Annotated in this window: 14 protein-coding genes; 6 read left to right on the top strand and 8 right to left on the bottom strand. The window is 74.0% G+C overall.

Annotated features, from left to right (window positions below):
- Positions 1-254, top strand: a 254-nt coding sequence (locus ACFQZY_RS18215) for an electron transfer flavoprotein subunit alpha/FixB family protein (RefSeq protein WP_377418629.1), incomplete at its 5' end; no start/stop codon positions are given.
- On the top strand, positions 244-2301 hold the full coding sequence (locus ACFQZY_RS18210) for a 3-hydroxyacyl-CoA dehydrogenase NAD-binding domain-containing protein (protein WP_377418626.1): 2058 nt from the start codon (positions 244-246) through the stop codon (positions 2299-2301). The genes ACFQZY_RS18215 and ACFQZY_RS18210, both read left to right, overlap by 11 nt.
- A gap of 1 nt (position 2302) precedes the next feature.
- On the opposite strand, the gene ACFQZY_RS18205 is transcribed toward ACFQZY_RS18210, so the two are convergent.
- From ACFQZY_RS18205 to ACFQZY_RS18195, 3 genes are all read right to left on the bottom strand, one after another.
- A complete protein-coding gene (locus ACFQZY_RS18205; RefSeq protein WP_377418623.1) occupies positions 2303-2671 on the bottom strand; it encodes a hypothetical protein in 369 nt (122 codons plus the stop codon).
- Positions 2668-3573: a dienelactone hydrolase family protein gene (locus tag ACFQZY_RS18200; protein WP_377418620.1), complete on the bottom strand. Its 906-nt coding sequence runs from the start codon at positions 3571-3573 to the stop codon at positions 2668-2670. Before ACFQZY_RS18200 ends, ACFQZY_RS18205 begins: the two co-directional genes overlap by 4 nt.
- Positions 3574-3699: 126 nt before the next feature.
- Positions 3700-4965: a citrate synthase gene (locus ACFQZY_RS18195; protein WP_377418617.1), complete on the bottom strand. Its 1266-nt coding sequence runs from the start codon at positions 4963-4965 to the stop codon at positions 3700-3702.
- Positions 4966-5079: 114 nt separating this feature from the next.
- Here ACFQZY_RS18195 and ACFQZY_RS18190 point away from each other — a divergent pair, with 114 nt between their 5' ends.
- From ACFQZY_RS18190 to ACFQZY_RS18175, 4 genes are read left to right on the top strand one after another with little or no spacing between them, the layout of a single operon-like run.
- A complete protein-coding gene (locus ACFQZY_RS18190) occupies positions 5080-6072 on the top strand; it encodes a tripartite tricarboxylate transporter substrate binding protein (RefSeq protein ID WP_377418614.1) in 993 nt (330 codons plus the stop codon).
- 38 nt (positions 6073-6110) lie between these two features.
- Positions 6111-7910, top strand: coding sequence for a thiamine pyrophosphate-binding protein (locus ACFQZY_RS18185; protein ID WP_377418611.1), 1800 nt, complete (start codon positions 6111-6113; stop codon positions 7908-7910).
- A gap of 10 nt (positions 7911-7920) precedes the next feature.
- Positions 7921-9447: an aldehyde dehydrogenase family protein gene (locus ACFQZY_RS18180; RefSeq protein ID WP_377418609.1), complete on the top strand. Its 1527-nt coding sequence runs from the start codon at positions 7921-7923 to the stop codon at positions 9445-9447.
- Positions 9444-9980 carry a cupin domain-containing protein gene (locus ACFQZY_RS18175; RefSeq protein WP_377418606.1) on the top strand — a complete coding sequence of 179 codons (537 nt, stop codon included), beginning with the start codon at positions 9444-9446 and terminating at the stop codon, positions 9978-9980. Before ACFQZY_RS18180 ends, ACFQZY_RS18175 begins: the two co-directional genes overlap by 4 nt.
- A gap of 7 nt (positions 9981-9987) precedes the next feature.
- Here ACFQZY_RS18175 and ACFQZY_RS18170 read toward each other — a convergent pair whose 3' ends face one another.
- The 5 genes from ACFQZY_RS18170 to ACFQZY_RS18150 all read right to left on the bottom strand — a co-directional run bounded on the left by ACFQZY_RS18170 (position 9988) and on the right by ACFQZY_RS18150 (position 17587).
- The gene (locus ACFQZY_RS18170; protein WP_377418603.1) at positions 9988-10740 is read right to left on the bottom strand and encodes a hypothetical protein; all 753 of its coding nucleotides are present in this window, start codon (positions 10738-10740) and stop codon (positions 9988-9990) included.
- Positions 10737-11261 (bottom strand): hypothetical protein, encoded by a 525-nt coding sequence (locus tag ACFQZY_RS18165; protein WP_377418601.1) that lies wholly within the window; start codon positions 11259-11261, stop codon positions 10737-10739. The genes ACFQZY_RS18170 and ACFQZY_RS18165 overlap by 4 nt, the downstream gene beginning before the upstream one ends.
- Positions 11262-11296: 35 nt before the next feature.
- Entirely contained in the window at positions 11297-11944 is a 648-nt protein-coding gene (locus ACFQZY_RS18160; protein WP_377418598.1) for a response regulator, read from the bottom strand.
- A gap of 91 nt (positions 11945-12035) precedes the next feature.
- On the bottom strand, positions 12036-14744 hold the full coding sequence (locus ACFQZY_RS18155; protein ID WP_377418594.1) for an ATP-binding protein: 2709 nt from the start codon (positions 14742-14744) through the stop codon (positions 12036-12038).
- A 14-nt stretch (positions 14745-14758) separates the two neighbouring features.
- Positions 14759-17587: a PAS-domain containing protein gene (locus tag ACFQZY_RS18150; protein WP_377418590.1), complete on the bottom strand. Its 2829-nt coding sequence runs from the start codon at positions 17585-17587 to the stop codon at positions 14759-14761.
- Between the last annotated feature and the right edge of the window lie 95 nt (positions 17588-17682).

Genomic DNA, 17682 nt, shown 5'->3' with positions numbered 1-17682 from the left:
CCTCGCGCGCCGCGGTCGACGCGGGCTACGCCCCGAACGACCTGCAGGTGGGCCAGACCGGCAAGATCGTGGCGCCGCAGCTGTACATCGCCGCCGGCATCTCGGGGGCGATCCAGCACCTGGCGGGCATGAAGGACTCCAAGGTGATCGTGGCGATCAACAAGGACCCCGAGGCCCCGATCTTCAGCGTGGCCGACTACGGCCTCGAGGCGGACCTGTTCGCCGCCGTGCCCGAGCTGGCCCATGGCCTCTGACGCCCTGCGGCAGGACCGGGACGGCGAGGTCCTGGTCCTCACCATCGCGCACCCGCCGATCAACGCCATGTCGACGGTGCTGCGCGCCGCGCTGCTGGAGGCGCTGCGCGCGCTGGACGCCGACGACAGCCTGCGCGGCGCGGTGGTCCGCGGCGAGGGCTCGACCTTCATCGCCGGCGCCGACCTGCGCGAGTTCGGCCGCCCGCTGGAGGAGCCGCAGCTGCCCCAGGTGCTGGATGCCATCGAGCGTTGCCGCAAGCCGGTGGTGGCCGCGATGCACGGCGCCGCGCTGGGCGCGGGCCTGGAGCTGGCCCTGAGCTGCGACGCCCGCATCGCCGCGCCCGGCACCGTCATCGGCCTGCCCGAGGTGACCCTCGGCATCCTGCCCGGCGCCGGCGGCACGCAGCGCCTGCCCCGCGTGGTGGGCGTGGCCCGCGCGCTGGAGCTGATTGGCAAGGGCGAGCGGATCAAGGCCGAGCGCGCCCTCGCGCTGGGCATCGTCGATGCCGTGGCCACGGGCGACCTCACCCAGGCCGCCGTCGCCCGCGTCCGCGAGCTGGCGGGCGCCAAGCGCCGCGTGAGCGAGCGCCCCGTGCCGGCCGACGCGCCCGGGGCCCTCGAGGCCGCCGAGGCGGCGGTGCTCAAGGCCGGCAAGCGCCGCCCCGCCGTGCTCGCCGCCGTGGAGGCGGTGAAGAACGCGGCCCGCCTGCCGTTCGCCGACGGCATCGCGCTGGAGCGCGGCATGTTCATCAAGCTGCGCTCCTCGCCCGAGGCCTACGCGCTGCGCCACCTGTTCTTCGCCGAGCGCCAGGCCGGCCGCCTGCCCGAGGGCCACCCGGCCGCGCCGCGCGCGCTGGACTGCGTGGCCGTGGTGGGCGCGGGCACCATGGGCAGCGGCATCGCCATCGCAGCGCTGGAGGCCGGCCTGCGCGTGGTGCTGCTGGACCAGGATGCCGCCGCCGCCACACGCGGCCGCGACCGGGTGGAGACCCACTACGCCGAGCGCGTCGCCGCCGGCAAGCTCGCCGCCGCGGCGGCGGAGGAGCGCCGCGCCCGCCTCGTCGCCAGCGCCGACTGGGCCGCCCTGTCGGCGGCCGACCTGGTGGTCGAGGCGGTCTACGAGGACCTCGCGGTCAAGCAGGCCGTCTTCCGCACGATCGACGCCCACGCCCGCCCCGGCGCGGTGCTGGCCACCAACACCTCCTACCTCGACGTGGACGCCATCGCCGCCGCCACCTCGCGCCCGCAGGACGTGCTGGGCCTGCACTTCTTCAGCCCGGCGAACGTGATGAAGCTGCTCGAGGTGGTGCGCGCCCGCGCCACCGCGCCCGACGTGCTGGCCACCGGCCTGGCCCTGGGCAAGCGCCTGGGCAAGACCTCGGTGGTGTGCGGCAACGCCTTCGGCTTCATCGGCAACCGCCTCTACAACGCCTGGCGCCGCCAGTGCGAGTTCATGCTGGAGGAGGGCGCCTGGCCCGAGGAGGTGGACCAGGCGCTGGAGGCCTTCGGCTTCGCCATGGGCCCGTTCGCGGTGGCCGACCTCTCGGGGCTGGACATCGCCTGGCGCATGCGCCAGGCCCAGGCCGCCACGCGCGATGCGCGCGAGCGCTACGTCGACATCCTCGACAAGCTCTGCGAGGCCGGGCGGCTGGGCCGCAAGGCCGGCGCGGGCTACTACCGCTACGTCGACGGCAAGCGCGAGCGGGCGAGTGACGAGCAGGTGCGCGCGGTCATCGCCGACGCCAGCGCCCGCCGCGGGCTCACGCGCCAGCCGATCGCGCCGGCGGCGATCCAGCGCCGGGTGATGCTGGCCATGGTGAACGAGGCGGCCCAGGTGCTGGCCGAGGGCGTCGCCGCCCGCGCCAGCGACATCGACGTGGTGCTGGCCCTGGGCTACGGCTTCCCGCGCTGGGAAGGCGGCCCGGTGTTCTGGGCCCGCCGGCAGGACCGCCGCGAGCTGGAGCGGGACATCGCGCAGATGGTGGCCCTCTCGGGCCACGGTTTCCGCGCGGCGGACCTGGAGCCGCTGTTGCGCGAGGCGGACTGAGTCACCCCAGCGCGAACGCCTCCCGCATCGCCTCGCAGAACGCCGGCGAGCCGGAGAGCGTGAGGCTGAGGGTCAGGCGCGGCTGGCCGGCCGCGCCCTCGCGTTCGAGCAGTCGGCCGGTGGCTTCGTCGAAGTCCAGCGTCAGCGGCGTGGGGACCTCGCGCAGGCCCTCCAGCGCGTAGTCCCACTCGCCGCCGTCGTCGGCCGGGCCGCGGCCCCCGGGAAAGGTGTCGTGGGCCCAGGCGAGCACGCGCCGGGCCTCGGCCAGCACCGCCGGCCACTGCGCCGGCGCCACCGAGGCCAGCGCGTCGAAGCTGCCGCGGCCGTCCTCGTCGTCGCTGAACTCGAAGTCGAGGTAGTCCAGGGTCATGCGGTCTGCAGGTGCGCCTTGAGGAACCCGGTGGTGCGGTCCCAGGCCTGCTTCGCCGCCGCGGCGTCGTAGCGCGGCGTGGTGTCGTTGTGGAAGCCGTGCTGCGTGCCGGCGTACTGGTGCGTCTCCACCTTGACGCCGGCCGCCTTCAGCGCCGCCTCGTAGGCAGGCCAGGGCGCGTTGATGCGCTCGTCGATGCCGGCCAGGTGCACCAGCAGCGGGGCCTTCACCTTGGCCGCTTCCTGCGGTGCCGGGGTGTTGCCGTAGAACGGCACGCCCGCGCGCAGCGCCACGGCCTGGGGCTGGGTCGCCAGCCAGTGCACGATGCCGCCGCCCCAGCAGAAGCCGGTGGCGCCGAGGGCGCCGTCGACGTCGGCGCGGGCCTGCAGCCACTGGGCGCTGGCCAGGAAGTCCTGGCGCACCTTGGGCTGGTCCAGCGTGCCGAAGGCCTCGCGGGCCTTGTCCTCGTCGCCGGGGTAGCCGCCCCTGGAGGTGAGCGCGTCGGGCGCGAAGGCCATGTAGCCCTCCAGCGCGAGGCGGCGGGTGATGTCCTCGATGTGCGGGTTCAGCCCGCGGTTCTCGTGCACCACCAGCACCGCGGGCAGCTTGCGCGCGCCGGCGGACGCCGGCCGGGCCCAGTAGCCGCGGATGCTGCCGTGGCCGTTCGGCGAGGGCACGGCCTCGAAGCCGGTGCGCAGGCGGCCGTCATCGGGCTTGACCTGCTGGCCCATGGCGAAGTCGGGGCTGAGCGCCGCCAGCAGGCCGGCGGCAGTGACGCCGGCCTTGGCGAAACGCTGCGCCTTCTCGAGGAAGCCGCGGCGGTCGACGGCACCATGGACATAGGCGTCGAAGAGGATCAACAGGTCCTGGTCGAAGTCCTGGGCAGTGAGGCGAGGGGGCATCGTGTCTCCTGTGGAGGGAACGGAAGGCGGCAGCTTAGCGGCCCGTGGTGGCCCGTGTTGTCGCGGGGGCATCAGCCCGCAGTCCAGTCGGAGTCCACCCGCAATCCGCCCGGACGCCGGCTGGATTCAGCCCGCCGCCCCGGCCTCGACGAAGCGCGCGCGCGGCCGGATCAGGGTGCCGCTGAGGCGCTGCTCGAGCACATGCGCCACCCAGCCCGCCTGCCGCGACAGCAGGAACAGCGCGCCCGCCGTGCCCGGCGGAAAGCGCAGCGCCCGGCAGGCGGCGATCACGGCCAGCTCGTGGCGAGGGGCCAGGCCGTGCCGGCGCTGCGCATGGTCGATCAGGGCCAGCGCCGCCCGCGCGGGCTCGGGCAGGGTCCGGCGCGCGCGCAGCTGCTCCACCAGCCAGCAGGCCCGCGGATCGCCCGCCGGGTACAGGGGATGCCCGAACCCCGGCGTGGCCTGGCCGGCGGACACCAGGCGCTGCAGCTGCCGCTGCATCGCCGCGCCCTGGCCCGCCTCGTCGAGGAAGGCCTCCACCCGCCCGTAGCGCCGGGCCACCTCGGTGCCCGCGCTCGACGCCAGGCCGGCCGCCAGGCAGGCATGGACCGGGCTGCCGCCGGAGGCCGCGATGCGGGCGGCGAAGGTGCCGGGGGACAGCTCGTGGTCCGCCAGCAGCACCAGCATCGCATCGAGCAGGGCCGCGTCGCTGGCCGCCGGGCGCGCGCCCAGGGCCTGGAGCACGGCCTGGGCCACCGACAGCCCCGGCGCCACCGGCCGGTAACGCCCGGCCTTCGAGAGAAAGCCGAAGCAGCCGGCCAGGGTGAGGATCAATTCACGCGCGGCGTCCACCGGCCGGCCGTGGATCAGGCGCTCCTGCGCCGGTCCCCGGCCCAGCCCCAGCTGCAGCACGACGAGGGCGAAGGCCTCGGCGAGCTGGTCCCGCGCCTCGCCCGCGCCCATGTTCTTCAGCAGCGCCTGCAGGGGGCGGTGCGGCGGCGGCGCGGGCCAGGTGAAGGGCTCCTCGTGCCAGAGCCCGGTCCACAGGAGCTCGGCCACCTGCTCGAAGGCGACGCCCCGGCGCGCGAGGTCGACCGCGAGGTGGCCGCGGTAGCGGGGGCCCTGCGGGGTGATCTCGGTGATGCGGGTGGGCACCAGCGGGTGGCCGAGGTTCAGCGCCGACGCCGCCACCGCCTCGGGGCCGCTGCGGGCCTGGGCGCGCTGCTGCAGGCGCTCCAGGTCCTCGCGGGCGTAGAGGCGCTCGCGGGAGCGGCCGTCGCCCACGCTGCGGACCAGGCCGCGGCTGACATACGCATACAGCGTCTGGCGGCGCACGCCGAGCAGGGCGGAGGCCTCGGCAGCCGAGAGGAAGTCGCGGGGAGCGGCAGACATGTTGATCAACCAATCAAGATTGATCAATTCTAGGGCCGCGCCTAGGATCGCGGCTGGCCGAAGAGCCGAACTCCGCCCGGACCCCGTCCGAGACATGACAACGAGGAGACCTGAATGACCTTTCCCGCCCCCGCCGGCCTGCGCCGCCGCGCCCTGCTGCAGGCCGCCGCCCTGGCCGCCGCGCCCGCCGCCTTCGCCCAGGCGCCGGCCTTCCCGCAGCGGCCGGTGCGCATCGTCGTGCCCTACACGCCCGGCGGCTCCAACGACGTGATCGCGCGCCTGGTGGCGCAGAAGCTGCAGGAGCTGTGGCCGCACCCGGTGGTCGTCGACAACAAGCCCGGCGCCGCCGGCAACCTCGGCTCGGCCGAGGTGGTGAAGTCGGCGCCGGACGGCCACACGCTGCTCCTGAACAACATCAACATCACCTCGATGAACCCGGCGCTGATCGAGCGCATGCCGTTCGATGCCAGCCGCGACTTCGCCCACATTTCCCTCCTGGGCACCACCTCGCTGGCCCTGGCGGTGAACCCCGCGGTGCCGGCGCAGACGGTGCAGGAGCTGGTCAAGCTGCTCAGGGCCCGCCCCGGCCGAATGAGCTATGCCTCCAGCGGCAACGGCAGCCCGCAGCACATGGCGATGGAGATGTTCAAGGCGATGACCAAGACCAGCGTCGTCCACATTCCCTACCGCGGCGCCGCCCCGGCCCTCACCGACGTGGTCGGCGGCCAGATCGAGATGACCATCGGTGTCGTGAACCAGGTGATCCCGCACGTGCGGGCCGGCCGCCTGCGCGCGCTGGCCGTGACCAGCCGCAAGCGCCTGCCCGGCCTGCCCGAGGTGCCCACCCTCGACGAGTCCGGCGTGCCCGGCTACGAGTGCGAGATCTGGCTCGGCCTGTCGGCCCCTGCCGGCACGCCCGCGCCCATCGTGGACGCCATCAACCAGGCGGTGCGCCGGGTGATGGCCCAGCCCGACGTCGCCCAGCGCCTGGGCGGCCAGGGCATCGAGGTCCTCACCAGCACGCCGGAGCAGATGCGCCAGCGCGCGGCCGACGACCTCAAGCGCTGGACCGAGGTGATCCGCACCGCCGGCATCCGCGCCGAATGAACCCCCTTCCCGATCGACCCCCACTCCCGACCCCTGACATGACCGATTCCCCCCGGGCCCTCGCCCGCCGCGACGAGCCCCTGCCTTCCCCCGCCAGCGACCAGGTGTGGGGCAGCGACGCCATCGCCGACATGCTGCGCGCGCTGAAGGTGCCCTACGTGGTGCTGAACCCCGGCGCCAGCTTCCGCGGCCTCCACGACAGCCTGGTCAACCACCTGGGCAACGCCGACCCGCAGATGCTGCTGGTGCTGCACGAGGAGCATGCGGTGGCCATCGCCCACGGCTATGCCAAGGTGGGCGGGCAGCCGCTGGCCGCCATCCTCCACAGCAACGTGGGCCTGATGCATGGCTCGATGGCCATCTTCGACGCCTGGGCCGACCGCGTGCCGGTGCTGGTGCTGGGGGCCACCGGGCCGGTGGACGCGGCGCGCCGCCGCCCCTGGATCGACTGGCTGCACACCGCCGCCGACCAGGCCGCCCTGGTGCGCCACTTCATCAAGTGGGACGCGCAGCCCGCCTCGGTGGCCGCGGCCCAGGAGGCGATGCTGCGGGCCTGGCGCATCGCCGACACCGCGCCGCGCGGGCCGACCTATGTCTGCTTCGACGCCGCGCTGCAGGAGTCCCGCCTGCCGGCGCGCCCGGCGCTGCCGGATGTCTCGCGCTACGCCCCGCCGGCCTCGCCGATGCCCGCGCCCGAGGACCTGGCCCGCGCCGCCGACTGGCTGTGGAACGCGAAGCGCCCGGTGATCCTGGCCGGCCGCGTCTCGCGCTGCGAGGCCGGCTGGAACGACCGCATCGCGCTGGCGCAGCGCCTGGGCGCGCAGGTCCTCACCGACCTCAAGCTCGGCGCCGCCTTCCCGACCACGCACCCGCTGCATGCGGGCCCGGCGGGCATGTTCCTCACGCCGGAGACCGCCGCCGTGCTGAAGTCGGCCGACGTGGTCCTGAGCCTGGACTGGCTGGACCTGGGGGGCACGCTCAAGCAGGCCTGGGGCAGCGAGGCGCCGGCCAGCCGCATCATCCAGGCCTCGATGGACCACCAGGTCCACAACGGCTGGAGCATGGACCACCAGTCCCTGCCGCCGGCCGACTGCTTCATGGCCTGCGAGCCCGAGGCCGCCGTGACGGCGCTGCTCGCCGCGCTCGAGGGCCGGGGCCCGCGGCCGGCCGCGCCGCTGCCGGCGCCGCCGGCGCGGACCCCGCGCCGGGTGGACCCGGACGCGCCGATGCAGGTCGCCGACGTCGCCGCCGTGGTGCGCGAGGTGGTGGGCGACCGGCCCACCAGCCTGCTGCGCCTGCCCCTGAGCTGGGCCGGCGACCTGTGGGACTTCGAGCACCCACTGGACTTCCTCGGCTACGACGGCGGCGGCGGCATCGGCTCCGGCCCCGGCATGGTGGTGGGCAGCGCGCTGGCCTTGCAGGGCGGCGACCGGCTGCCCCTGGCCATCATCGGCGACGGCGACTTCCTCATGGGCGTCACCGCCTTCTGGACCGCCGCCAGTGCGCGCGTGCCCTTCGTCTGCCTGGTCGCCAACAACCGCTCCTTCTTCAACGACGAGATCCACCAGGAGCGCGTGGCCCGCGAACGCGGCCGCCCGGTGGAGAACCGCTGGATCGGCCAGCGCATCGACGACCCCGCGCCCGACCTCGCCAAGATGGCGCAGGCCCAGGGCCTCACCGGCTTCGGCCCGGTGCGCACCGCGGCGCAGCTGCGCGAGGTGCTGCCGCAGGCGATCGCCGCCTACGAGCGCGGCGAGGCGGTGGTGGTGGACGTGGTGGTCCAGCCCGGCTACTCGCCCGCCATGAGCCAGGGCATGACCCGTTCGCAGGGGGACTGAGATGACTGCGATGAGCCCCTTCCGGCAGGCCTGGGCCGCCGCCGGCCTCGCCACCCCCGACGGCCAGGACCTCGGCCCCTTCGTCCCCGCGACGCTGCCGACGCAGCGCGGCTCCTACTGGGGCGGCGCCTGGCATGCCGGCAGCGGCGGCGCGCGCACCAGCCTGAACCCCAGCACCGGCGAGCCGCTCGCCGCCTTCACCCTGGCCGCGCCGGCCGACGTGGATGCCGCGGTCGCCGCCGCCCGCGCCGCCTTCCCGGGCTGGGCCGCCACGCCGCCGCTGGCCCGCGCCCGGGCCCTGCGCCGCGCCGCCGACATCGTGCGCGCCCATGCCCTGGAGCTGGCCCTGCTCGATGCCGCCGACTGCGGCAACCCGGTCAAGGCGATGCAGATGGACGCCGAGATCGCGGCCACGCAGCTGGAGTACTTCGCCGGCCTGGTCCTGGAGAACAAGGGCGAGACCATCCCCACCGGCAACCACTCCCTGAACTACACGCTGCGCGAGCCGCTGGGCGTGGTGGCGCGGATCTTCCCGTTCAACCACCCGTTCATGTTCGCCGCCGGCAAGATGGCCGCGCCCCTGGCCGCCGGCAACGTGGTGATCCTCAAGCCGCCGCCGCAGGCGCCGCTGTCCACGCTGCGGCTGATGGAGCTGCTGGACGGCGTGTTCCCGCCCGGCGTGCTCAATTGCGTGGTGGGCGAGCGCGACGTCGGCGCGGCGCTGTCCTCGCACCCGGGGGTGGACGCGGTCGGCCTGATCGGCAGCGTCGGCGCCGGCCAGGCGGTGCTGCGCGCCACCGCCGACAGCATGAAGCGCCCGCTGCTGGAGCTGGGCGGCAAGAACGCCCTCATCGTCTACCCGGACGCCGACTTCGAGGCGGCGGTCGATGGCGCGGTGCGGGGCATGAACTTCACCTGGTGCGGCCAGTCCTGCGGCTCGACCAGCCGGGTGCTGGTGCACGAGAGCCTGCATGACCGCTTCGTCGAGGCGCTGTGCGCGCTGCTGCCGCGCCGCCACCGGCCCGGCGTCGCGACCCACATGGACACCACCATGGGCGCGCTGGTGGACGAGGCGCAGTACCAGCGCTCGCTGTCCTACATCGCCATCGCCCGCGAGCAGGGCGCGCGGGTGGCCTGCGGCGGTGGCCGTCCCGCCGGCCTGGCGCAGGGCTTCTTCGTCGAGCCCACGGTGCTGGTCGATGTGCAGCCCACGCACCGGGTGGCGCGCGAGGAGGTCTTCGGGCCGGTGCTGTCGGTGATGCGCTGGCGCGACGAGGACGCGATGTTCGCCATCGCCAACGGCGTGGACTTCGGCCTCACCGCCTCGGTCTGGACGCAGGACCTGGTGACTGCCCACCGCGCCGCCTCGCGGCTGCAGGCGGGCTATGTCTGGGTGAACGACTGCTCCATCCACCTGCCCGGCGCGCCCTTCGGCGGCTACAAGCTCTCTGGCGTGGGCCGCGAGGAATGCCTGCAGGAGATGCACGAGTTCACGCAGGTCAAGAACGTCAATGTCTCGTTGAGGAGAGGTGTATGAGCGCGCAAGCGGAATCGGGAGCGGCAGCGGCGGCGGAATCGGGCGCCCTGGTGGGCAGCAGCCAGGCCTGGCGGGCGGCGATGGAGAAGCTCGCGGTCATCGACCGCCCGGCCTTCTTCCGCATGGCCCAGCGCCTGCCGGAGCAGGGCCGAACGAACGCGGTGCTGGCGGCGACGCCGCTGCTGAACGTGGTGCTCAAGACCTATGCCAGCGGCGGCGAGAACGAGCTGCACGCGCACACCAACGAGGACCATGTCTTCGTGGTGCTGCAGGGCGCGGCCACGTTCTACGGCCCGCGCGGCGAGGAGAAGGTGGTGCGCACCCACGAGGGCGCGGTGCTGCCGCGGGGCGTGCTGTATCGCTTCGTGGCGCACGAGGGCGAGCCGCTGGTGCTGCTTCGCATCGGCGCCGTCATCGACGCCGCGGGCGACCCGCTGGCGCGGGTGGACGACCAGGGCCAGCCCTTCGACGGCTACTCCGAGGCGAACAAGGAAGTGCCCTGCGTGCTCTCCGAGACGCGCTGGTTCCGCTAGGACGCCGCTAGGACGCGGCGTAGAGGATGGCGGGATAGGTCGTCATCCAGGCCCAGAAGAAGCGGTTCAGCCCGAAGAACCAGAACACCAGGAAGTGGAAGGTGGCGGCCACCGCGCAGAAGGCGGCGGCCAGGCGCGAGTCGAGCAGGGCCAGCGGGAAGCAGCCTTCCCACAGCGTGAAGGCCCAGGCGCAGGCCTGGGCCACGCGCGGGTGGCGAAACAGGCTGCCCGCGGGCAGGGGGCCGTAGACCCCGCTGTCCAGGAAGAAGGGCAAGGCGCGGCCGGTGCGCCACTCGGCCCGCAGCAGCTTGACCCAGCCCGAGACGAAGTACGAGCTCAGGGCCTGCAGGGTGACCCACCACAGGCCGGCGCGCCAGCCGGCGGCATGCGCCAGCAGCAGGCCGGTCAGGCCGACCAGGGTCATGAAGTCGCTGCCGCCGTTGAAGGCCCCGCGCCAGCGAAGCAGCAGGGCCAGCGCGATCACGAACAGGGCCACCGCGCCCGCCGCCGGCAGCAGGCCCGCCATCAGGGCCACGGCCAGCAGGGCGCGCAGGACCAGCATCGCGCGGTAGGGCCCGGGCTGGAACAGGCGATCGAGCAGGGGCAGCAGCCCGCGGGGGAAGCGCGGCACTTCGTCGCGCTGGATGGACCAGTCGCCGACGCGGTCGATGGCTTGCACCCGCAGCTGCTCCAGGGACTGCAGCAGCAGGCTCCACCCGAGCAGCACCTCGAAGGCGCGGGCCGCGAGCTCCAGCGTCATGCGGGCGCCGCGGCCAGGGCCGAGTGCGGTGGCTGCACCGGCATCACCGGGGATTGCAGCAGGCAGTGCGGCGGCTCGCCGCGCGGCGACTCGAGCCGGATCTCGAACTGGAAGGCGGCGGCCTGCGGCGGCAGGGCCTCGCGCGCGAGCCGGTACACCAGCCGGTAGCTCACGAGGTCGCCGGGCTGCGCGCCCTCGGGCAGCTCGTTGACGTCGCTGGCCAGGTGGTCCACCAGGTTCTGGTGCGACAGGGCGAGGTTGACGTCGGGGTTGTGCAGCAGGTGCAGCCAGCGCCGGGCCCGCCGCGGGTACACCCGCTGCCACGGCAGCCACGTACCCTGGGCGTCCTGCCCGCGCACATGCAGGCGCGGCGGGCGGCCGACCGCGTGATAGAACTTCCAGTTCGGGAAGAAGGCGCGCAGGAAGAACAGCCAGCGCCCCCGCACCACCCGGTGGCCTCGGCGCATCGCCCAGGCGAGCAGCGCGAAGTAGGCGACGAAGAGGAGGACGGTGGCTTCCATGGGCCACCGGACTTTAATGCACGGGCCGGCGGCCCTCAGGCCGTCACCAGCCCCTTGCGCAAGGCATACCGCGTCAGGCTGGCCACGTCGCCGATCTTCAGCCGGTCCATGATGCGGGCGCGGTGGACGTCCACCGTCTTGGGACTGAGGTTCAGGGCGTAGGCGATCTGCTTGGAGGCCCGCCCCTTCGCCAGCAGGGTCAGGATCTCGACCTGCCGCGGCGTCAGCTCCTCCTGCGCGCTGGGCTCCGACGGCTCCAGCAGCCGCAGCGACAGCGCGGCGCTGAAGTACGCGCCGGCCTGCACCACCCGGTGCACCGCCTGCTCCAGCTCGAGGGGCGAGGCATCCTTCATCAGGTAGCCGTTGGCGCCGCAGGTCGTGGCCTGGCGCACCACCGAGGCGTTGTCATGCATCGAGAGCATCAGGATGCGCAGCGCCGGGTGGCGGGCGCGCAGCTCGCTCACCGCGCTCAGGCCGTCCTTCACCGGCATCGAGACATCGGTGATGACGACGTCGGGCGCGAGCTCCTCGGTGAGGTCCACCAGCTCCTGCCCGTCGCTCGCCTCGGCGACGACCTCGATGCCTGCGTCCCGTGACAGCAGGGCCCGCAGGCCGCTGCGCACGAGGTCATGGTCGTCGGCGAGGATCACGCGGATCGGGGCGGGCGAGGGGGGGGGCTGCATGTCGTTCTCCCGGGGAGTCCCGGCGGAGCCGGCTGTTCCCGCTCTTTCGGCCGGCGGACGCCGGACTTGAGGGCGGTGGGGCCGGGGCAGGTCAGTCGGCGTCGGCGACCTGCTGGAGCACGGCCACCAGGTCCTCGAGCACCAGGGGCTTGGACAGGTGGCCCTGCATGCCGGCGGCACGGCACTCGTCGATGTCGTCGGCGAAGCTCTTGCCGGTCAGCGCCCACACCGGCGTGGGGCGCACGCCCTTCTCGCCGGCGCGCAGCTCGCGCGTGGCGGCCAGGCCGTCGAGCACGGGCATGTCCAGGTCCATCAGCACCAGGTCGGGGTAGCGGTCGCGCACCTGCTGCAGCGCCTCCACGCCGTCGCGCGCCTCGATGACGCGGTGGCCGCGGTTCTCCAGCTGCGCGCGCATGACCGCGAGATTGAGGTCCAGGTCGTCGGCCACCAGCACCAGCAGGCTGCGCTCGCGCCGCTCGATCGCCGGGCCCCCGGCGGGTTCCTCGGGGCCGGCCAGGGGCAGGGGCAGCGACAGCTGGAACTCGGTGCCGATGCCCTCCCGCGACTGCACGGCCACCGTGCCCCCCATCTTCTCGACCAGCGTCTTGACGATGGCCAGGCCCAGCCCGGCCCCGCCATAGCGCAGGCGCACCGTGCGGTCAGCCTGCTCGAATCGCTCGAACACGCGCGCGAGGTGCTCCGGGCGCATGCCGATGCCGGTGTCGATCACCCGCACCGTCAGCAGCCCCAGGTCCTGCGAGGGATCGGTGGTGGTGCCCAGGCGGGTGAACGAGGCCACCACCCGCACGCCGCCGGCGGCGGTGAACTTGAATGCGTTGGACAGCAGGTTCTCCAGCACCTGCCGCAGGCGCACCGGGTCCCCCACCAGCGCGGGCAGGCCCTCCGGCGCTTCGATCGAGAACTCCAGTCCCTTCTGCAGGGCCACGACGCGGTAGATCGCGCGGCAGGCGTCCAGCACCGGCTCGAGCTGGAACGGGCGTGCGTCGAGGTCGAAGCGGCCGGCGTCGATGCGGGCGAGGTCCAGCACGTCGTTCAGGATGCGCGTGAGCATTTCCGCCGTCTCGCGCACGAAGCGCGCCTGGCGCCGGTGGTCGCCGGCTGGCAGGGTGTCCTCCATCACGCGCGAGAAGCCCATGATGGCGTTGAGCGGGGTGCGCAGCTCGTGGCTCATCGTCGCCAGGAAATCGCCCTTGGCCCGGTTGGCCTGCTCCGCCTGCTGGCGCGCTTGCGTGAGCTCGGTGACGTCCAGGCTGATCCAGTCGAAGACCCGGGTATCGTCCTGGTCCCGGCGCACCAGCAGGGTCTGCAGCGTGCGCTGCACGCCGTCGTCGCCGGTGAAGCGGACCGGCATCACCAGCAGGTGCTCGTCGCCGTCGCGCAGGCCGCGGAAGGCGTCGCGCAGGGCGACCGCGTCCTCCACGTTCGCATGCCGCGACCAGGCGGTGCGGTCGGCCACGATCTCCTCGGCCGGCACGCCGAAGTAGTGCAGCGCGCCTTCACTGACGAAGCTGAATCGCACCTCGCCCCGCTGCCGTCGCACGGTGGCCAGCACGCCGGGCAGGTTGCGACCCACGGTGCGCAGGCTGTGCTGCGTGTCCTCGAGCGCGAGGCGGACCTGGCGCTCCTGGTCGTCCAGGCGCTGGACCAGGCGCAGCACCGCATCGTCGAGGGCGCGCAGTTCGCGCGGGTAGCGGTCCGGCAGGCGCGGCGCGGATTCGCCTTCGCGCAGCTGGCCCAGGCGCTCGATGAATCCCTCCAGCGGCCGCAGTCCCACGCGCGCCGTGTACCAGGCCAGGCCCGCCATCAGCAGCACGGCCAGGGCCGCCGCGACGGCGAGGCGGTTGAACTGCTCGTGCATGGCCGGCGACCAGGCGTCGGCCGGCGCCCGCACCAGGGCGATCCAGCCGAAGCCGCCGAAGGAGTCGCTCCCCGGCTGCGGGGCGTACCCGGTGATGTAGCGGCGGCCGTCCGGCCAGGCCTCGACCAGCCAGCCGCTGGCGCCGTTGCGCGCGCGCTGGATCGATTCCAGCGCCAGGGGCTTGTCGTCGGCGAGGGGCGCGCCTGCCAGGCGCGGGCTGCCGTCCGGCCCGACCAGCCACAGCGTGGCCTGGGGCGGCATGGTGCCGCGCACCGACTTCAGTCGGTCCCGCAGCCAGGGCCAGGACAGGTGCGCCGCCAGCACGCCCTGGAGGACCTGCTGCGTGTCGCGCACCGGCACGGCGATGTCGATGAAGCGCCAGGGCTCGCCGCCGGGCAGGCGCGGCAGCGCGTCGTTCAGCAGCAGGGCCTCGTGCAGGTCGCCGTGGTACAGGCCCCGGGCGCCGCCGCGGAACCAGGTGCGCTGGGCCACGTCCCGGCCCTCGGCGAGGCGGCCGGTGGCCGCGGTGATGCGGCCCTGCGGGTCGGCCAGCCCGATCCAGCTGTAGCCCGGCGTGAGGGCCTGTACCCGCTCGAGTTCGGCGCGCAGGCGGTCCGGCGCGCGCCAGGCGCTGGCCTGCTGCACCTGGTGCTGGTGCTGCAGCAGGTCGATGGTGCGCTCCGCGAGGTTGGCGTCGATGATCTCCATCGCCACCCGCGCGGTGCCGGCGGCCAGGCCCCCGGTCTCGCTCTCCTGGGCCTGCGACATGTGGTCCGCCAGGGCCCACAGCGCCAGGCCGGCGCAGGCCGCGGCCGCGGCCAGGGCCCGCAGGGCGGCCAGGGCCGGCAGCGAGAGGCCGGCCGTGCGGGGGATGAACCACACGGCGAGCCAGGCGGGCAGGCGTGCGGACATCGTGGACATCGCCGGCGGGCGGGTCAGCCCGCCACCGCCGCCAGGGGCGTGGCCTGGCGGTGCAGCCAGCGCCCGAGGGACTGCGACAGCTGCTGAACGTCGATGGGCTTGGCCAGGTAGTCGTCCATGCCGGCCTCGAGGCACTTGTCGCGGTCCTGGCTCGCGGCGCCCGCGGTCAGGGCCACGATCGGCGCCTCGAAGCCGTCCGCGCGCAGCGCGCGGGCCGCTTCGAAGCCGTCCATCACGGGCATCTGGCAGTCCATGAGCACCAGGTCGAAGGCGCCTGCGCGAGCCGCCTCCACCGCCTCGCGCCCGTCCTGCGCCAGGGTGATGTTGCGGTAGCCGAGCTTGGCGAGCAGCGATCGCGCGACCAGCTGGTTGATGGCGTTGTCCTCGACCAGGAGGATCGCCGCGTCGGCCGCTGCCGGCGGGGCGGCCGGAACGCCGGCCTGCGCGGCGGGGACGGCGGCGGCCCGCAGGGGCACGGTGACGGTGAAGGTCGAGCCCACGCCGGGCGTGCTGGCGGCCGTGACGTCGCCACCCATGAGGACGGCGAGGTCGCGCGAGATCGCCAGCCCCAGGCCGGTGCCCTGGTGGTGGCGGCCGGTGCGGGCGCCGGCCTGGGCAAAGCGCTTGAACAGGCGCGGGAGGTCCTCGCGCGAAATGCCGATGCCGCTGTCGGTCACGTCGAAGCGCAGCATGCGCGCGGCGCCGGCGCCCGAGACCGAGGCGCGCAGGCTGAAGGCGCCCCGGTCGGTGAACTTGAGCGCGTTGCCCAGGAGGTTCAGCAGGATCTGGCGCAGGCGGTGGGCATCGGCGCGCACCCGGCGCGGGACGTCGCCGTCCAGGTGCACGCTGAAGTCCACGCCCTTGTGGCGGGCCCGCTCGCCGAAGATGTCGGCGGTCTCGTGGACCAGGGCATGCAGGTCGGTGTCGGACTCCTCCAGCGACATCTGGCCGGCCTCGATCTTGGAGAAGTCGAGGACGTCGTTGACCAGCGTGAGCAGGGTGCTGGCGCAGCTGTTGATCATGCGCACCAGGTCCGACTCGCGCGCGGGCAGGCGGGCCTCCTCGAGCATGCGGGCCAGGCCGATCACGCCATTGATCGGGGTGCGGATCTCGTGGCTCATGGTGGAGAGGAAGTCGGCCTTGGCCCGGTTGGCGTCGTTGGCCGCGTCGACGGCCTCGCGCAGGGCGAGCGCGGCGCGGTGCCGGTCGCTGACGTCCTGGGTGGTGCCCACCACCCGCACCGCGCGGCCCCGGCCATCGCGCTCGGTGACGCGGGCATGGGTGACGACCCGGATGCGCTCGCCGCGCCCGTCGACCATCTGGTGCTCGCGCTGCATCACGGCGATCTCGCCCTTGAGGAGCCGCACCAGGTCGTCACGCGCGTCCTGCATCTCGGTGCCCGGGGCGAGTTCGGCCATCTGGGCCACGCCCAGGCTGCGCGCCTCGGGCGCGAAGCCGAAGAACCGGGACCAGCCCTCGGACAGGTGGATGCGGCCCGCCAGCGGCTCGAGCTCCCACAGGCCCAGGCCCACGGATTCCAGCGCGACGGCCAGCCGGTGCTCGCTGGCACGCAGCGACTGCTCGGCGCGGCGCTGGGCGGTGACGTCGGTGTACACCCGCACGTGGCCGCCGTCGGGCATGTGCGCAATGCGCACGTCCAGCACCGAGCCGCGCGCGCTGGCATGCTCGAACTGTTCGTCCTGTCCCTCGCGGATGCGCGCCACGCGGGCGCGCACCAGGTCGGCCGGGTCGCCGGCGCCCCATTCGCCGCGCGCGGCCAGGTACCTGGCCAGGTCCTGGTAGCGGGCGTCGGGTCCGCCGAGCACGTCCTCCGGTAGGTCCAGGAGTTCGTTCACGCGGCGGTTGCTGGCGACCAGGCGCAGGTCCTCGTCGAACACCGCCAGGCCCGAGGGCAGGGCGGAGATGATGGATTCGAGCTGCTCGTTGCGCGCGATCAGCTCCATCTGCAGCGCGCGCACCTCGGTGATGTCGTTGACCGAGCCGATGAAGGCCACCGCGCCGGCGTTGCGGTCGGCGGGCTCCAGGCGCAGGCGCAGCCAGCGCACGACGGGCTGGCGCGGGTCGGTGCGGAAGTCCACCTGGAAGCGGGCCCGGCGCCGGATCGCGGACTCCCAGCCGCCGCGGACCTCGTCGCGGTCCTGCGGGTGCACCGCGCGCAGCCAGTCCCAGCCCAGGGCCTCGCCCAGGTGGGGCACTCCCAGCATCGCCAGCCAGCGCGGGTTGGCATGCACCAGCGCGCCGCGGGTGTCGGCCGCGACCAGGCCCACCGGCGAAAGCTCGGCCAGGCTCTCGGTGTAGCCCAGGAGCTCGTTCTTGCGCAGGCGGGTCTCGCGCTCGCGAAGCAGCAGCACGTCGACGACGCTGGCGGCCAGGCCGGTGAGCAGGCGGCGGTGCTCGGGGCTCAGGCGCCCCGGGCGGTGGTCGATCAGGCACAGGGTGCCGATGCGCTCGCCCTCCGGCATCGCCAGCGGCACGCCGGCGTAGTGCACGACGCGCGGCTCGCCCACCGAGAGGGGGTTGTCATGGAAGCGCGGGTCGGCGAGCGCGTCCTCGATCTCGAAGATGCCGTCCTGGCCGATGGCGTGGCCGCAGAAGGAGACGTCGCGCGGCGTCTCGCAGCCCTGGCCCAGGCCCACCGCGGACTTGAACCACTGGCGGTCCTGGTCGACCAGCGAGACCAGCGCGATCGGCATGCCGGTGGCCTGGCTGGCCAGGCGCGTGAGCCCGTCCAGCGCCGCCTCGGCCCCGGTGTCCAGGATGTCCATGGCGCGCAGGCGCCGCAGGCGCGCAGCGTCGTCGTGGGGGATGGGGGCTGCCAGCATGGTGACTTGTTCTCTCGGCGGCGGCGATGGGGATGATTGGACGAGGCGCGGCGGGGCGCCGGGCTAAGGCAATCGCCCAGGGGGGTTAGGAAAAT

The organism is Ramlibacter sp. GCM10027632 (genome assembly GCF_042675325.1).
Taxonomy (GTDB): Bacteria; Pseudomonadota; Gammaproteobacteria; order Burkholderiales; family Burkholderiaceae_C; genus Ramlibacter.
The sequence above is the reverse complement of the archived record's forward strand: the minus strand, read 5'-3'. Positions and strand labels throughout refer to the sequence as shown.